Genomic DNA, 14,507 nt, shown 5'->3' on the forward strand with positions numbered 1-14,507 from the left:
TCCTTAACGGCGCCAAAATGCAGGGAAAAATAGCACCAATAGCGTCAAAATTTCCAATCTTCCCATTAGCATGCCTAAGCTTAATAGCCATTTAGCCGCATCAGGAAGCGGAGCAAAATTCCCGGTTGGGCCAATCACCGTCCCCATTCCCGGTCCGACGTTAGCCACCGCTGTGATGGCGCCGGAAATGCTGGTGGTCGGGTCAAGTCCCATTGCACTGAGCCCGCCCGCAATGGCGATGATGGTAATCACAAAGGTGATACCAAACGCCACCACTGAGCGTACAATGTCATCATTGACAGGGCGATTGTTGTATCTCTGTACAAAGACACCAGAAGGGTGAATGAGTTTCATCATCTGCTTATGAAGAAGTGTCATCGCGACTTGAAAGCGAAAAATTTTAATCCCACCGGCTGTTGAGCCAGAACACGCGCCAGCCATCATTAAAAACGCAAACAATGTTGTTGGTAGTCCACCCCAAGCGGTGAAGTCTTCAAGCCCATAACCGGTGGTCGTGATAACCGAAACGATATTGAACATCGAGACGCGCAGCGCATCCATAAATGGGTAACCATCTCGAAAGGTGAGCCAAAGTGCCACGATCAAACTGGCGGCTAAAAACAAGTAGGCAAAGCCGCGCACCTGAGCGTCTTGCAATAAAATGCTGGGGCGACGTTTGCGCCCCGCCATAACAAAAAGCAAAAATGGTAAACCACCCAGAAACATAAACACGGTTGCTACCCAATGAGCGCCTTTGGAAAAGTGATTCATTGAGCCATCAGAGGTCGAATAGCCGCCCGTTGACAGCGTCGTAAAGGAATGGTTGATGGCTTCAAACAGCGTCATCCCCGTGAGTAAGTAGCCAATCATGCATAGAATGGTCAGGCTGAAATACACCACTACGATGTTCTTGGCGACCGTTTTGGCACGTGGGCTACTTTTGTCTGACCAATCTGATGATTCGGTTTGGAATAGCCGCATACCGCCGACGTTAAGCATCGGCAATACCGCTACCGCCATCACGATAAACCCAACTCCGCCAAGCCATTGTAAAATAGAGCGCCACAACAAAATGCTTGGTGCCATATTGTCTAAGCCGCTAAGTACCGTTGAGCCTGTGGTGGTGATGCCTGACATGGTTTCAAAATAGGCATCAGTGAAGCTGATGTGGTTAAGAAAAACAAAAGGCAGGGCGGCAAAGGCGCTGGCAATCGTCCACACCAGACTGGTGATCATAAACATGTCACGCACACTGAGGCGAAAATGGCTGGTTCGTCCCACGGTCAGGCATAAGAAAGCGGCGAGATGGGTGATCACGACGGCTTCGCCAAATTCAATAAAGCCATCAGTACCTGAAAAGAACGCGACCAAGGTTGGCACGTACATAAATAGCGCCAATTTGGAAAGCACAAGACCAATGACGAACAAAATGGGGCGGAAGTTCACCATGAGTTAGGGCCTACAAGAAGAATGGGCTAGGTTGGAATAGCGCTTCAACGTCAGGCACATATTTTTTATCGACGAGGAACATCACCACATGATCGTCTTGTTCAATGACGGTTCGGTCATGCGCGATTAGCACTTCATCACCACGGACAATGGCCCCGATGGTGGTGCCGGGTGGTAGCTTAATATCACCAATTGGGCGACCGACCACTTTCGATGTGGTTTCATCACCGTGAGCGATCGCTTCAATGGCTTCGGCAGCGCCACGGCGCAGTGACGAGACGTTCACGATATCTGCCCGTCGAACATGAGTGAGAAGAGCCGAAATGGTGGCTTGTTGTGGTGAAATCGCCACATCAATCACGCCACCTTGAACCAAGTCAACGTAGGCACCACGTTGAATAAGTACCATGACCTTTTTGGCACCCATGCGTTTGGCGAGCATCGCAGACATGATATTGGTTTCGTCTTCATTGGTTAAAGCAATAAACACATCGACTTGATCGATGTTTTCTTCGGTTAGCAGCTCTTGGTCAGCTGCATCACCACAAAAGACAATCGTGTTTTCGAGTTCTTCAGACAAACGCTCAGCACGCTGATAATTACGTTCTATCAGTTTGACGCTATAAGTGTGCTCTAAGCGTTTTGCTAAGCTGGCACCGATATTACCACCACCGACAATCATAATACGACGATACGGCTTTTCAAGGCGCTGAAGTTCGCTCATGACTGAGCGAATATGGTTGCTGGCGGCGACGAAGAACACTTCGTCATCGGCTTCGATAATCGTGGTGCCTTGTGGTCGAATTGGGCGTCCTTGACGGAAAATCGCGGCGACGCGAGTATCAATGTGGGGCATGTGTTCGCGAAGAGCGGACAATGCGTTGCCTACCAGAGGACCGCCATAATAAGCTTTTACCGCAACGAGGCTAACTTTCTGATCGGCAAAGCTCACCACTTGCAGCGCGCCTGGGTATTGAATTAAGCGTTCGATATAGCTGGTGACCAACTCTTCAGGAGCGATGAGATGATCGACGGGTACGGCGCCAGATTGAAATAACCCTTCTTTTTCAGCTAGATATTGAGGAGAACGAATTCGAGCAATCCGGTTGGGTGTGTTAAAAAGAGAAAACGCGACTTGGCATGCTGCCATGTTCGTTTCATCCATGTTGGTCACCGCAACCAACATATCAGCATCTTGAGCGCCAGCTTCACGTAGTATGTCAGGATGGCTGGCATAGCCAATCACGACCCGTAAATCATATTTGTCTTGCAGTTCACGCAGGCGTTCGCTGTCTTTGTCGACAATGGTGATGTCGTTGTTTTCACCGACTAAGTTCTCCGCCAGTGTGCCTCCAACTTGACCAGCACCAAGAATGATGATTTTCATACTGTTTTCTCTTTTTACCACTGTTTAAGCGCGACATTTATCGCGCTGTGACCTTGTGTTTATGCTTGTTTGACCAACACGGCGTAATAGAAACCGTCCATGTCTTCTTCTCCCGGGAGAATTTGTCTGCCCGGCGCTTGCGGGTCGGAATCGACGAGTTTCGCGTCTGCGGTGCGCGCCAAGAAATTACTCACTTGTTGACGGTTTTCTTGTGGCGTAATCGAGCACGTAGCGTACACCAGTGTGCCACCAGCTTTCAGTTGTTGCCACATTGCGTCAAGAATTTCGCTCTGTAATGTCGCTAATGATTCAATGTCTTGCGCTCGGCGTAGCCACTTAATGTCTGGATGGCGACGAATCACGCCCGTGGCTGAACAAGGTGCATCGAGCAAAATTCGGTCAAATTTTTCACCGTCCCACCATGCTTCAGGTGTACGAGCATCGCCACAAATGACCTCAGCTTCAAGTTCAAGGCGGGCAAGGTTTTCATTGACTCGGCGTAGGCGAAATTCATCGGCATCAATCGCTACCACTTTGGTATTGTGGGTGTGCTCCAGAATATGTGCGGTTTTTCCACCAGGGGCAGCGCAGCAGTCAAGAATAAGCTCATTATCTCGCGGGTTGAGGTAATCGACGGACAGCTGAGCGGCGGCGTCTTGTACGGATACCCAACCTTGCTCAAACCCTGGTAGCGAATAGACATCGCGTGGAGTCAGTAACTTAATGGCATCGCTGGCTTCAGGATGTACGTGATACTCGATTTCTTCCGCGTCCAGTAAAGCCAAGTACTGTTCGCGAGTATGGTGACGGCGGTTGACACGTAGCCACATTGGCGCTTTTTGATTATTGGCATCAATGATGGCTTGCCAATGTTGAGGGTAGCTGGTTTTGAGTAAGTTGAGTAGCCAGTTAGGGTGACCATATTTGCCGGCATCGTGGCTGACGGCTTGTTGATCTAGTTGTGACTGGTTGCGCTGATAGTTACGCAGAACGGCATTGATTAAGCCACGTAGCCTTGGACCTTTGAGATCTTTAGTGCCTTCCACTGTTTCTCCAACAGCGGCGTGCGGAGGAATACGCATAAAACTCAATTGGTATAGACCGACCAAAATTAAGTGATGAAATACGCGTTGCTTACCTTTTAGTGGCTTGTCCATCAATTGGTTGGCCGTACTTTCTAAGCGAGGAAGATACCGTAATGTGCCGTAACAGATTTCTTGAAGAAGAGCGTGGTCACGAGGTCGAATGGACTGTTGTGCTTCAGGTAAAACAGTAGAGAGAGACTTGCCTTTGTCGACAACTTGAAATAGGACATTAGCCGCCGCTGCGCGAACGTTCATAGGGTCACCATAAAAAACAGGAGGGCATCTCTGCCCTCAAAAATGTTCTAACAATTCGGGATTAGCTGAGTACCGTTCCCACTTCAAACCAGCTGGCACGAGCGTTCAAAATATCTTGAACAGGCAAGGCTTTTTTGCCCGGAATCTGCAATGACTCTAGTGCTAATACACCGTTACCTGTCACGACATAAATGCCCGTTTTATCAGCCTTGATGATGGTACCTGCTGATTGATCAGAAGTGATATCGGCCACCCGGCTTTGCCACACTTTGATGCTGTTTTCAGAGGCGTCAAAGTGGCTCATTGGCCAAGGGTTAAATGCGCGAACGCAGCGCTCAATGTGTGCAGCATCGTCGTTCCAGTTGATGCGAGCTTCTTCTTTACTGAGCTTCTTCGCGTAGTTCGCTTGCTCATCATCCTGTTTCACTGGTATTGCTTTACCCGCTGCAATGTCGGCTAGGCAGTCAATTAATGCTTGAGGGCCTAGCTGCGCCAGTTTTTCATACATGGATGCACTGGTATCGCTGGCTTCAATTGGCAATGTCGCCACTTTTAACATATCACCGGTATCAAGACCGACATCCATTTGCATGATGGTCACGCCAGTTTGTGAGTCACCGGCCCAAATGGAACGTTGAATCGGCGCTGCTCCGCGCCAGCGTGGCAAAATCGAACCGTGAACGTTAATGCAGCCTAGCTTAGGCGTATCAAGCACAGCTTGAGGAAGCAATAAACCGTAAGCGACGACGACCATGATATCGGCGTTGAGATCAGCCAACTGCTGTTTTGCGTCATCAGATTTGAAGTTCACTGGCTGGTAGACATCAACATTGTGCTCAAGCGCGATGTTTTTGACTGGGCTGGCAGTTAATTTTTTGCCACGACCTGCCGGACGGTCGGGCTGGGTATAAACCGCAATAACCTCATGCTCCGAAGACAACAACGCCGCCAAGTGACGGGCGGCGAAATCTGGAGTACCGGCAAAGACAATTCGTAATGGCTTGCTCAAGGTAAACTTCCTTAAATTTATTTAGGCTTGTTTGGTTTGTTTTTCGTTATAGCGCTTAATTTTAAGCAGCTTGTCCTGAATGCGTTTGCGCTTTAGCGGCGACAAATAATCAACGAATAACTTACCTTCAAGGTGATCCAATTCATGTTGGATGCAAATAGCCAGAAGCTCATCCGCTTCCAGAGTAAACTCGTTGCCATCACGATCAAGGGCTTTGACGGTGACACCAGCTGCACGAGGAACCAGTGCTCGCGCTCCGGGAACCGATAGACAGCCCTCTTCAATCCCGTCTTCACCGTGTTTTTCGATGATTTCTGGATTGATGAAGACTTGAGGTTGATCGCGAGAGTCAGAAACATCAATCACCACAATGCGCTGATGAATGTCGACTTGCGTTGCCGCGAGACCAATACCTTCCTCGTCGTACATGGTTTCAATCATGTCATCGACGATTTTTTGGATTTCTGGTGTGACCGCAGCGACAGGTTTCGCTACCGTGCGCAAGCGGTCATCAGGAAATGTTAATACTTGTAATACAGACATATACACTCAAAATTTTGAACTGTGCCGAATGAGGATAAACCTTGCTGGGGCAATTCTAGACATTTTATAACCCAAATGACAGCATCATCACGATTTTTCATTCTGATTCTTCCTCCAAGTTTTATTTCATTCTGTTAACAAACATGAACACTTGGTGGCGCAAACCGTGAGTTTATCTAAGGTTGGCTTATGTTACGAAGTTCGATGATGGTCGTTAGTTTCATCGCCACATTACCTCTTATTGTCCACAGTACTGAGAGTGTGACCTCCTCGTCTGCGGCAGAAAAGAGGGCTACTGATTATTTTAGTGCATTCGAGCCTCGTGTGCAGAAACTCAAGCCTCGAGTTCGTTACTCAGCATTAAGTGCGACGCAAAACTCTGTAAGCGTGATGCCGGATTTTAAGCAGCGATACCTGGTGACAGATGCTCAATTTGAGCAAGCACCGAAAATCGTTACCCACAACTTAGCTCATTCCTTTTTAAAGAATGATGATTGGGCGCGGTTTTCGGGAGCCCTAACTCATGGTGTCGATGCGTGGTGGGTATACCGAGCCGCTACCCGAGTTGATATTGCCGACAATCACTATACGGTTATTGAACCTGTTGCGTTGGTAAAACAGGTTCATGGGCAACATCAGGTGTTGCTTCATGGTGCTATCAAGGAAGTCAGAGAGGGCGATGTGCTCCTGCCTGCCGATGTGACCATTGCTCAGTTACCTCTCCCATTGGTCGAGGACAGCACCGTGGAAATTATTGGCCATGCCAGCGAGCGAAGTTATATCGCGCCACAAGACTGGTTGATCTTGCACGGCGGGAGTTCCGGTGGGGTCGCCGTCAATCAACGTTATCACCTATTACACTCAGCGATGACTCATCAAATAGTAGGGCAACTTGTTATCATGAAAATCTATGCTCAGGTTAGTTTGGGTAAAGTCATTGAGTGGCAACCTCATTATCCGCTAAACCTCAGTGCGCTCAATTTACAGCGGGTTTGCCAAGCGATGTGCTCCAATGAATAATGCTCACTTACGAGCTTGGCTTACGCTTTACTTTACACCACAGTTGGGACCGAAAGGTCTCAGCCGCCTATTAACTGTCGATCATCCTCTTCATCTGCTGTCATATTCTGCCAAGCAGTTAATGGCACTAGGTTTGAACTCAAAGCAGGTCGATTACCTTCGTCATCCATCAAAAACGCAATTGGACACTTGTTTCCATTGGCTTGAAAGCGGCGATGATCACCACATCATCATTCGAGATGATCCTAATTACCCTGCATTGTTACAACAGATCAGCGCTGCACCGCCTGTCCTGTTTGTAAAAGGTAAGCTGAAAGCGCTAAGCCAACCACAAATCGGCATCGTTGGCAGTCGTAATGCCAGCGTTGATGGTCGCCAATCTGCAGGGTATTTCGCAAGACAGTTAACTGCGCAAGGTGTTACTGTCACCAGTGGCTTAGCGCTCGGGATCGATGGCTATGCTCATGATGGTGCTTTGCATGCGGGGGGCAACACTATCGCTGTATTAGGTGCAGGGCTTAAGCATATTTATCCGGCGCGGCATAAAGGGTTGGCGCAGCGCATTGCTGAGCAAGGCGCGTTAGTGTCGGAGTTTCATCCTGATGCCAAACCAATCGCGGCGCACTTTCCTCGGCGTAATCGCATTATTTCTGGGCTCTCTCTTGGGGTGTTGGTTGTCGAAGCGGCTGAACGTAGTGGTTCCCTCATCACCGCGCGCTATGCGACAGAACAAAACCGCGAAGTATTTGTCGTGCCGGGGCTGATCGATAACCCGCTAGCGCGTGGCAGTAACCAGCTGATTCGTCAAGGTGCGTGCTTAGTTCAAAATGTCGAAGATATCCTCTCTGAGCTCAATCCTTTGCTAAACTGGGCAAATAAAGTCGAGATACCGCAACAAACTCTCAGATTTGCTGAAAATGAGGCGAAAGAAGAATTGCCATTTCCCTTACTGTTAGCTAACGTAGGAAATAAACCGACACCAGTTGATATTCTTGCTGACAGGACCAATATCCCTGTCCATGAAGTCATGATGCAGATCCTAGAGCTTGAGCTTTTAGGGCACGTGGTTGCAGTTTCCGGTGGCTATATTCGAAAGGGGAGAGGCTAGCTATGATGATGGACATACTCATGTATTTGTTCGAAACCTACATCCATAGCGATGCAGAGTTACAGGTGGACCAAGATGAGCTTGAAGAAGAATTAGTTCGAGCGGGGTTTCACCAGCAAGATATTTATAAAGCCCTCCAGTGGTTAGAAGATTTAGCCGCATTACAGCAAAGTGATGCACAATCGGCGATTTCAACCAGTGCGGCAACGTCAACACGTATTTATACTGCCAAAGAGATGGAGCGCCTTGATATTGAATGTCGTGGCTTTCTTCTGTTCCTTGAGCAAATAAAAGTGCTGACAACAGAAACGCGTGAAATGGTGATTGATCGCGTGGTGGGGTTAGAAACCAACGAATTTGAGTTGGATGATTTGAAATGGATCATTTTGATGGTGCTGTTTAACGTACCAGGAAATGAAAACGCTTATACGTTAATGGAAGAACTGCTGTACACCAAAGAGCAAGGTATCTTGCACTAAAGCCAGTTCATCCCCTTCTCGTCCTTCGCCAGCTTGGCTGGCGAAGCTTATCACTTTTTGTTGTACGCCATTTTACTATTCACACTGCGTTGGAATAGTACCAATCAATCAAGTTTGAAAGTATGAGTAAAAAAGCTGACGATAAACTGTTTTCAGCCCATGAGCACGCGCTAGATAATGAGCCATGCCCTGAGTGCGGTGGGCAACTGCAACTGCGTCATGGTAAACATGGGCCGTTTCTTGGGTGTACACAGTATCCGAGTTGCCAATATATTAAACCCTTGCATCAAAATGACGGTCATATTGTCAAAGAACTTGGAGTGCCCTGCCCTGATTGTGGAAACGAGCTGGTACTGCGACAAGGGCGCTACGGAATGTTTGTGGGGTGCAGTGATTTTCCTAATTGCCATCATATTGAGTCTATTGACCAACCTGATAATGACGAGCCGCAGACTGACGTACCTTGCCCTGAATGTGCTAAAGGCCATTTGATTGAACGGAAAAACCGTTTTGGTAAACTCTTTTACGCTTGTGATAATTTTCCTAAATGTAAGTTTGCCGTCAATCAACCACCGCTAGTGGGGAAATGTGAAGTTTGTGGTTTTCCATTACTGGTGGAGAAGAAGCTCGCCAGTGGAACAAAACGGCAGTGCGCTGATCGCAAGTGTCATCATGTACAATCTGAACAGCAATAACTAAAAACGGCGCATAGAGCGCCGTTTTTAGTTGATGAGGTGCAATTAGGCCGTAATCTGATGGATTGCCGGATAATGCGCTTTCGGCAGAACCTTAGACAAGGCCTGTAATTTTTCGAACAGCATGGCTTGGCTATCTGCACAAACATTGATGTGCCCCATTTTGCGCCCGGTTCGCTTCTCTTTTCCGTACCAGTGAAGGTGAACACCTGACGTGGCCATTAAGCTTGAATCGACCTGATCTTGACCAAGTATATTAATCATGGCGGTGGGTCGAAGTTGCTGGGTTGCCCCTAATGGAAAACCACACACAGCACGCAAGTGGTTTTCAAATTGGCAAGTCTCTGCGCCTTGCTGTGTCCAATGACCGGAGTTATGAACGCGAGGAGCTATTTCATTGACCGACAGCTCACCGTTGACATCAAAGAACTCTAGTGCCAACACTCCGACGTAATCCAAACTTTGAGCGACCGCAGTAAACATCTGTTTTGCTTGGGCTTGAAGCTGTGGTTCATCAATTGCAGTGGACAAGCTGAGAACACCATCCACATGAATATTTTCGGCTAATGGATAGACCACGACTTCGCCATTTTTGCCACGTGCGCCGACTAAAGAAACTTCGCGAGTAAAAGGCACAAACTCTTCAGCGACAATCGCTTGGTTATGGGATGCGAGTGCTTCAGCCATCTCAGCCCAAATGCGATCAACCTCTTGTTGGTCTTTTAGTCGCCATTGCCCTTTGCCGTCATAGCCACCGAGCGCTGTTTTGAGCACCATCGGAATGCCAACTTGATCAATAGCCGCATCAAAGTCCTCACGCGTTTGGATAATCGTGTACTGGGCGTTTTTAACACCAGCGGCATCAAGGAGTGCTTTTTCTAAACGACGATCGCCACCGGCTTTAATAGCCTGTGTGGTTGGAAGGAACTTGCCACTTTTTTCGCAGATATCGAGAACGTCATGAGGAATATGTTCAAACTCAGCCGTGATGACGTCAGCGGTGTGAATTGCGTTGTCTAAGCCATGGCCGATAACTGCTTTGGTTAAAGGGTGCACGATGGTTTCGCTGGTGACATCAAATGCCGAGATTTCAATATTTAATGGCGCGCCTGCCAAAGCCATCATGCGTGCTAATTGCCCTGCCCCTAGAACTAAAACGTGCATCGATTACTCCTCCGCTGGGTTTGGATTCGCAAGCACAGTGTCTGTTTGCTCAGCGCGAAAAGCTTCAACTTTTGCCATCACGTCGTCATCAGACGTACCAATGATTTGCGCGGCAAGAATACCTGCGTTAGCCGCCCCAGCTTCGCCAATGGCTAACGTGCCGACAGCAATGCCTTTTGGCATTTGAACAATTGAAAGTAGCGAGTCCATACCTTTTAAAGCTTTCGATTGCACAGGAACGCCCAGCACCGGTACGCTGGTGAACGCCGCAGCCATGCCAGGTAGATGTGCAGCTCCGCCCGCTCCGGCAATAATGACTTTAATGCCACGCTCTTTTGCTGTGGAAGCGTAATCCGCCAGCAATTGTGGAGTTCGATGAGCTGAGACCACTTTGGTTTCGTAGGCAACACCAAACTTATCCAGCATCTCTGCTGCGAGTTTCATGGTTGGCCAATCTGATTTTGAACCCATAATAATACCGACTTTCATCTCGAACTCCTTTAGGCTGCAATTGGTTGAGCTGATAATTTGTGGGCATTATACGGAGATTTTAAACTCAAGCAAACGTTTGCGCAGTAAGTGGCGCTTGTCACAATTATTTTCTGATTAAATTGGTTTAGTCTCGCGGTGTGAAACTTTGTACACTTAGCTCAACGTTAGCCTTGATAATAATAAAAGGAACAACCCGTGAATAATTTCCAGCAAGCGTTGAATGCATTGCAAACTGGAGAAGTCATTGCTTATCCAACCGAAGGCGTGTTTGGCGTTGGGTGTGATCCTGACGACCCGCAAGCCATTCAAAAGTTATTAACCCTTAAACAGCGACCTGTCGAAAAAGGTTTGATTTTGATTGCCGCTGATTATCAGCAGTTATTACCGTACATCGATGAATCTCAGCTCAGTGAGCAGCAACTTGAAGCGGTTCATGCAACTTGGCCCGGCCCAGTGACATGGATAATGCCATGCAGTCCTAAAGTTTCCACTTGGGTTAGTGGTCAGTTTGATTCGATTGCTGTGCGGGTAACCGATCATCCTTTGGTTCAAAGGTTGTGTCGTGAATTCGGTAAGCCGTTAACGTCAACCAGCGCTAACTTGAGTGGGCTGCCGCCTTGTATGACAACAGAACAAGTGAGCGAGCAACTCGGCGAACAACTCGTGGCCATCTTGCAGGGTGAGACGGGAGGGCGCGATAAGCCCAGTGAGATTCGAGACGCCAAATCCGGTAAAGTATTGCGCCAAGGTTAAGCAACCAACAATAAGGAATGTATAGAGATGTCAGTTATTGATAAACAAGCGGTGAAGCAGTTTTTGCTTGAGCTTCAAGATTCGATTTGTCAGCAGTTAGAACAAGCGGATGGAAAAGCCGTGTTTGTTGAAGATGCTTGGCATCGAGACTCAGAAGAGCGTCTGGGTGGTGGTGGGCGTACCCGCGTAATGCGAGACGGTGACATATTTGAGCAAGGAGGGGTTAACTTTTCTCATGTCACAGGTAAAGAAATGCCGGCTTCAGCCACGGCTCATCGTCCTGAATTGGCCGGACGCCGCTTTGAAGCGATGGGAGTGTCTTTGGTGATGCATCCCAATAATCCCTACGTTCCGACCTCTCACGCCAATGTACGTTTCTTTATCGCCGAAAAGGAAGGTGAAGAGCCAATCTGGTGGTTTGGTGGAGGCTTTGATCTGACACCGTTCTATCCGTTTGAACAAGATTGCCAATGGTGGCATGACACGGCGAAACAGCTTTGTGCGCCATTTGGAGACGATGTTTACGCTGAGCACAAAGCATGGTGTGACCGTTACTTCTATTTGCCTCACCGAGAGGAAACTCGCGGTATTGGTGGGCTGTTTTTTGATGATTTAAACCACTGGGAATTTAACAAGTGTTTTGACTACATTAAAGCAGTAGGTGAAGGGTACACTCAGGCGTACTTACCGATTGTCGAAAAACGTAAAAACACGACCTTTGGGGACCGTGAGCGTCAATTCCAGCTCTATCGTCGAGGACGTTATGTGGAGTTTAACCTCGTGTTCGACCGCGGGACGTTATTTGGTCTGCAAAGTGGCGGTCGTACGGAATCGATTCTGATGTCGATGCCACCACTGGTGCGCTGGGAGTACAATCATCAAGTTGAGCCAGGCTCCGCCGAAGCGTCTTTATATCAAGATTACTTACGCCCACGTGAGTGGTAACGCTTTTCCAGCTTGAGAGTTAGTGGTAGTGTCGAAAGACACAGGACGATTGTTAAATAGAGGTAGAGTATGAATACGCACATTGACCGTTATGCGGTGTTTGGTAACCCGATCGGACACAGTAAATCACCGTTTATTCATACCCTATTTGCTCGCCAAACCAACCAGCACCTTACTTATACTGCTGAACTGGCTCCTGTTGATGGTTTTGAGCAAGCGGCACGAACATTTTTTGCTCAAGATGGGCGTGGTTGTAATGTGACGGTTCCTTTTAAGGAGCAGGCTTATCAATTTGCCGATCGCCTGACTGAGCGCGCGCAACTCGCTGGTGCGGTGAATACGCTGAAAAAGCTCGATGACGGACTGATCATTGGTGATAACACCGATGGGGAAGGTTTGGTTCAAGATCTGTTGCAATATCAAGTACCGCTCAAAGGCGCCAAAATCCTCTTGATTGGTGCTGGTGGTGCGGCGCGCGGTGTGATTAAACCGCTACTTGATCAAGGGCCAGAGCAAATCATCATCACTAATCGTACATTTGAAAAAGCCTTGCAGCTAGAGCAGGTGTTCCAAGACTATGGCACAGTGAAAGCGCTACAGATGTCGAGTATTGATAGTAGCTTTGATGTGGTGATTAACTCTACATCTGCTAGTCTGAACGGTGAATTACCGCAGATCTCCAGCGCGATTATCAGCTCAGATAGCGTCGCCTATGACATGATGTATGGAAAAGGTAGAACGGCATTTAACCAGTGGGCGATCGACCACGGTGCGATGCGCGCTTATGATGGGTTAGGCATGCTGGTCGGCCAAGCTGCGGAAAGTTTTATGCTGTGGCGCGGCCTGCGTCCAGGGACGAAACAAATCTTGCGTGAATTAAGAAAGAATTTGGAAGACTAATATGAACCAGTCTATTTTATTTCCTGACGCCCAAAGTTGGGATGAGGAAAATCGGCGGGTTGTTTTCTCGGCACAACAAGGTGGCGCTTTGATTGAATGCAGCGTTAGCAGTGATGAGCTTGAGATTATCTCTGGTTATGCGATTAAAAATGGCGAGCAAGCACTCGCCGTATTTGATGATTGTCGTTTTGATATGGAAGAACTTGCCGAACAACTTATCGAGGATGAGCTGTTTAGTGAAGACGGAAAAATCGTTATCGGCAGCTGATGTCTTCGACATGGTTTAAGAAGTCGTCTTTATTCTCGACATAATTATCAGCAGATTTTTGTAAAAACAGCCGCTCTTTATCTGTTAGAGGACGTACCTGCTTCACAGGGCTGCCAACATACAGATAGCCACTGTTCAAACGCTTCCCGGGTGGGACTAAACTTCCTGCCCCGATCATCACTTCATCTTCAATGACTGCGCCATCGAGAATAATGGACCCCATTCCAACCAGTACACGATGGTGAATTGTGCATCCATGCAGCATGACCTTGTGGCCAATGGTGACATCATTGCCGATAAGTAACGGATAGCCTTCTGGGTTATCGGCGTTTTTATGAGTAACGTGAAGGACTGAACCATCTTGAACATTGGTCCGCTCACCTATCTTGATGTGGTTAACATCACCACGAGCGGCGACCAAAGGCCAAATACTCGCATCCTGACCGATTTCGATATCACCAACTAACACGCTACTACTGTCTATATAGACACCTTGGCCGACTTGTGGCGATATTCCTTTATAGCTGCGAAGTGAACTCATCACTTTTCCTCATCTAGATAGGGTATTTCGCCCAATTTACCGTTCAATGATGGTAAAAATAAGTTGTTTTGAATAGAAAACATCCAAACGACAAAAAAATAGAAAAAAACGTAAAAAAGGGGTTGCCAACGTGAGCTCGATCTCTATAATGCCCCCTCGCTGACACGGGAACAGTTCAAAACGAAAAGTTCACGAGTTAGAGGTCAATATAAATAGTGAAGTAAGCAGTTATTTTTACTTTTAAAAAGGTAAAAAATAAAAACGAAAAAAGTGTTTGACACTCTAGTTTATCTCGCTAAAATGACCGCCTCTTTCGCAGTGACTTCGGTCACAAAAGAAGAGAAGCTCTTTAACAATATAAACCTATCAATCTGTGTGGGCACTCGTTGATGATAATCAAAGATGATTCTAAAG

General features: G+C 47.7%; 16 protein-coding genes. 8 read left to right on the forward strand and 8 right to left on the reverse strand.

All coding sequences use genetic code 11. From position 1 onward, the window contains the following. Positions 1-3: 3 nt before the first annotated feature. The 5 genes from ACFFUV_RS20935 to def all read right to left on the reverse strand — a co-directional run bounded on the left by ACFFUV_RS20935 (position 4) and on the right by def (position 5,728). The gene (locus ACFFUV_RS20935; protein ID WP_390197030.1) at positions 4-1,449 is read right to left on the reverse strand and encodes a TrkH family potassium uptake protein; all 1,446 of its coding nucleotides are present in this window, start codon (positions 1,447-1,449) and stop codon (positions 4-6) included. Between the two features lie 10 nt (positions 1,450-1,459). Next, positions 1,460-2,836: a Trk system potassium transporter TrkA gene (trkA, locus tag ACFFUV_RS20940; RefSeq protein WP_390197034.1), complete on the reverse strand. Its 1,377-nt coding sequence runs from the start codon at positions 2,834-2,836 to the stop codon at positions 1,460-1,462. A 59-nt stretch (positions 2,837-2,895) separates the two neighbouring features. Beyond that, positions 2,896-4,176, reverse strand: coding sequence for a 16S rRNA (cytosine(967)-C(5))-methyltransferase RsmB (rsmB, locus tag ACFFUV_RS20945; protein ID WP_390197037.1), 1,281 nt, complete (start codon positions 4,174-4,176; stop codon positions 2,896-2,898). 61 nt (positions 4,177-4,237) lie between these two features. Then, positions 4,238-5,185, reverse strand: coding sequence for a methionyl-tRNA formyltransferase (gene fmt / locus ACFFUV_RS20950; RefSeq protein WP_390197039.1), 948 nt, complete (start codon positions 5,183-5,185; stop codon positions 4,238-4,240). Positions 5,186-5,206: 21 nt separating this feature from the next. Beyond that, complete coding sequence (def, locus tag ACFFUV_RS20955) at positions 5,207-5,728, reverse strand: peptide deformylase (protein ID WP_390197041.1); 522 nt, start codon at positions 5,726-5,728, stop codon at positions 5,207-5,209. 189 nt (positions 5,729-5,917) lie between these two features. On the opposite strand from def, the gene ACFFUV_RS20960 reads away from it, so the two are divergent. The 4 genes from ACFFUV_RS20960 to ACFFUV_RS20975 all read left to right on the forward strand — a co-directional run bounded on the left by ACFFUV_RS20960 (position 5,918) and on the right by ACFFUV_RS20975 (position 9,030). Next, on the forward strand, positions 5,918-6,748 hold the full coding sequence (locus ACFFUV_RS20960) for a hypothetical protein (RefSeq protein WP_390197044.1): 831 nt from the start codon (positions 5,918-5,920) through the stop codon (positions 6,746-6,748). Continuing rightward, positions 6,741-7,856: a DNA-processing protein DprA gene (gene dprA / locus ACFFUV_RS20965; protein WP_390197047.1), complete on the forward strand. Its 1,116-nt coding sequence runs from the start codon at positions 6,741-6,743 to the stop codon at positions 7,854-7,856. Before ACFFUV_RS20960 ends, dprA begins: the two co-directional genes overlap by 8 nt. Positions 7,857-7,858: 2 nt before the next feature. Next, on the forward strand, positions 7,859-8,335 hold the full coding sequence (locus ACFFUV_RS20970; RefSeq protein WP_390197051.1) for a DUF494 family protein: 477 nt from the start codon (positions 7,859-7,861) through the stop codon (positions 8,333-8,335). Between the two features lie 122 nt (positions 8,336-8,457). Beyond that, positions 8,458-9,030, forward strand: a complete 573-nt coding sequence (locus ACFFUV_RS20975) for a DNA topoisomerase family protein (RefSeq protein WP_390197055.1) — start codon at positions 8,458-8,460, stop codon at positions 9,028-9,030. A 45-nt stretch (positions 9,031-9,075) separates the two neighbouring features. Here ACFFUV_RS20975 and ACFFUV_RS20980 read toward each other — a convergent pair whose 3' ends face one another. Next, the gene (locus ACFFUV_RS20980; protein WP_390197058.1) at positions 9,076-10,194 is read right to left on the reverse strand and encodes a 5-(carboxyamino)imidazole ribonucleotide synthase; all 1,119 of its coding nucleotides are present in this window, start codon (positions 10,192-10,194) and stop codon (positions 9,076-9,078) included. 3 nt (positions 10,195-10,197) lie between these two features. Beyond that, positions 10,198-10,683, reverse strand: a complete 486-nt coding sequence (purE, locus tag ACFFUV_RS20985) for a 5-(carboxyamino)imidazole ribonucleotide mutase (protein WP_390197060.1) — start codon at positions 10,681-10,683, stop codon at positions 10,198-10,200. Between the two features lie 198 nt (positions 10,684-10,881). Between purE and tsaC the strand changes: the two genes are divergently transcribed. The 4 genes from tsaC (at position 10,882) to ACFFUV_RS21005 (ending at position 13,552) form a co-directional block, all read left to right on the forward strand. After that, positions 10,882-11,439, forward strand: a complete 558-nt coding sequence (tsaC, locus tag ACFFUV_RS20990) for an L-threonylcarbamoyladenylate synthase type 1 TsaC (protein ID WP_390197063.1) — start codon at positions 10,882-10,884, stop codon at positions 11,437-11,439. Positions 11,440-11,466: 27 nt separating this feature from the next. Beyond that, positions 11,467-12,384 (forward strand): oxygen-dependent coproporphyrinogen oxidase, encoded by a 918-nt coding sequence (hemF, locus tag ACFFUV_RS20995; RefSeq protein WP_390197066.1) that lies wholly within the window; start codon positions 11,467-11,469, stop codon positions 12,382-12,384. A gap of 69 nt (positions 12,385-12,453) precedes the next feature. After that, positions 12,454-13,284 carry a shikimate dehydrogenase gene (aroE, locus tag ACFFUV_RS21000; RefSeq protein WP_390197069.1) on the forward strand — a complete coding sequence of 277 codons (831 nt, stop codon included), beginning with the start codon at positions 12,454-12,456 and terminating at the stop codon, positions 13,282-13,284. A 1-nt stretch (position 13,285) separates the two neighbouring features. Then, entirely contained in the window at positions 13,286-13,552 is a 267-nt protein-coding gene (locus ACFFUV_RS21005; RefSeq protein WP_390197071.1) for a DUF1488 family protein, read from the forward strand. On the opposite strand, the gene ACFFUV_RS21010 is transcribed toward ACFFUV_RS21005, so the two are convergent. Beyond that, on the reverse strand, positions 13,539-14,093 hold the full coding sequence (locus tag ACFFUV_RS21010; protein ID WP_390197074.1) for a gamma carbonic anhydrase family protein: 555 nt from the start codon (positions 14,091-14,093) through the stop codon (positions 13,539-13,541). The genes ACFFUV_RS21005 and ACFFUV_RS21010 overlap by 14 nt on opposite strands. Positions 14,094-14,507 lie beyond the last annotated feature (414 nt).

The sequence above is a fragment of the Vibrio olivae genome (genome assembly GCF_042428525.1).
GTDB classification, from domain to species: Bacteria; Pseudomonadota; Gammaproteobacteria; order Enterobacterales; family Vibrionaceae; genus Vibrio; species Vibrio olivae.

Coding starts and splice junctions, on each gene's coding strand:
- ACFFUV_RS20935 (WP_390197030.1), bottom strand. CDS start 1,449: ATGGTGAACTTCCGCCCCATTTTGTTCGTCATTGGTCTTGTGCTTTCC.
- trkA (WP_390197034.1), bottom strand. CDS start 2,836: ATGAAAATCATCATTCTTGGTGCTGGTCAAGTTGGAGGCACACTGGCG.
- rsmB (WP_390197037.1), bottom strand. CDS start 4,176: ATGAACGTTCGCGCAGCGGCGGCTAATGTCCTATTTCAAGTTGTCGAC.
- def (WP_390197041.1), bottom strand. CDS start 5,728: ATGTCTGTATTACAAGTATTAACATTTCCTGATGACCGCTTGCGCACG.
- ACFFUV_RS20960 (WP_390197044.1), top strand. CDS start 5,918: ATGTTACGAAGTTCGATGATGGTCGTTAGTTTCATCGCCACATTACCT.
- dprA (WP_390197047.1), top strand. CDS start 6,741: ATGAATAATGCTCACTTACGAGCTTGGCTTACGCTTTACTTTACACCA.
- ACFFUV_RS20970 (WP_390197051.1), top strand. CDS start 7,859: ATGATGATGGACATACTCATGTATTTGTTCGAAACCTACATCCATAGC.
- ACFFUV_RS20975 (WP_390197055.1), top strand. CDS start 8,458: ATGAGTAAAAAAGCTGACGATAAACTGTTTTCAGCCCATGAGCACGCG.
- ACFFUV_RS20980 (WP_390197058.1), bottom strand. CDS start 10,194: ATGCACGTTTTAGTTCTAGGGGCAGGGCAATTAGCACGCATGATGGCT.
- purE (WP_390197060.1), bottom strand. CDS start 10,683: ATGAAAGTCGGTATTATTATGGGTTCAAAATCAGATTGGCCAACCATG.
- hemF (WP_390197066.1), top strand. CDS start 11,467: ATGTCAGTTATTGATAAACAAGCGGTGAAGCAGTTTTTGCTTGAGCTT.
- aroE (WP_390197069.1), top strand. CDS start 12,454: ATGAATACGCACATTGACCGTTATGCGGTGTTTGGTAACCCGATCGGA.
- ACFFUV_RS21005 (WP_390197071.1), top strand. CDS start 13,286: ATGAACCAGTCTATTTTATTTCCTGACGCCCAAAGTTGGGATGAGGAA.
- ACFFUV_RS21010 (WP_390197074.1), bottom strand. CDS start 14,093: ATGAGTTCACTTCGCAGCTATAAAGGAATATCGCCACAAGTCGGCCAA.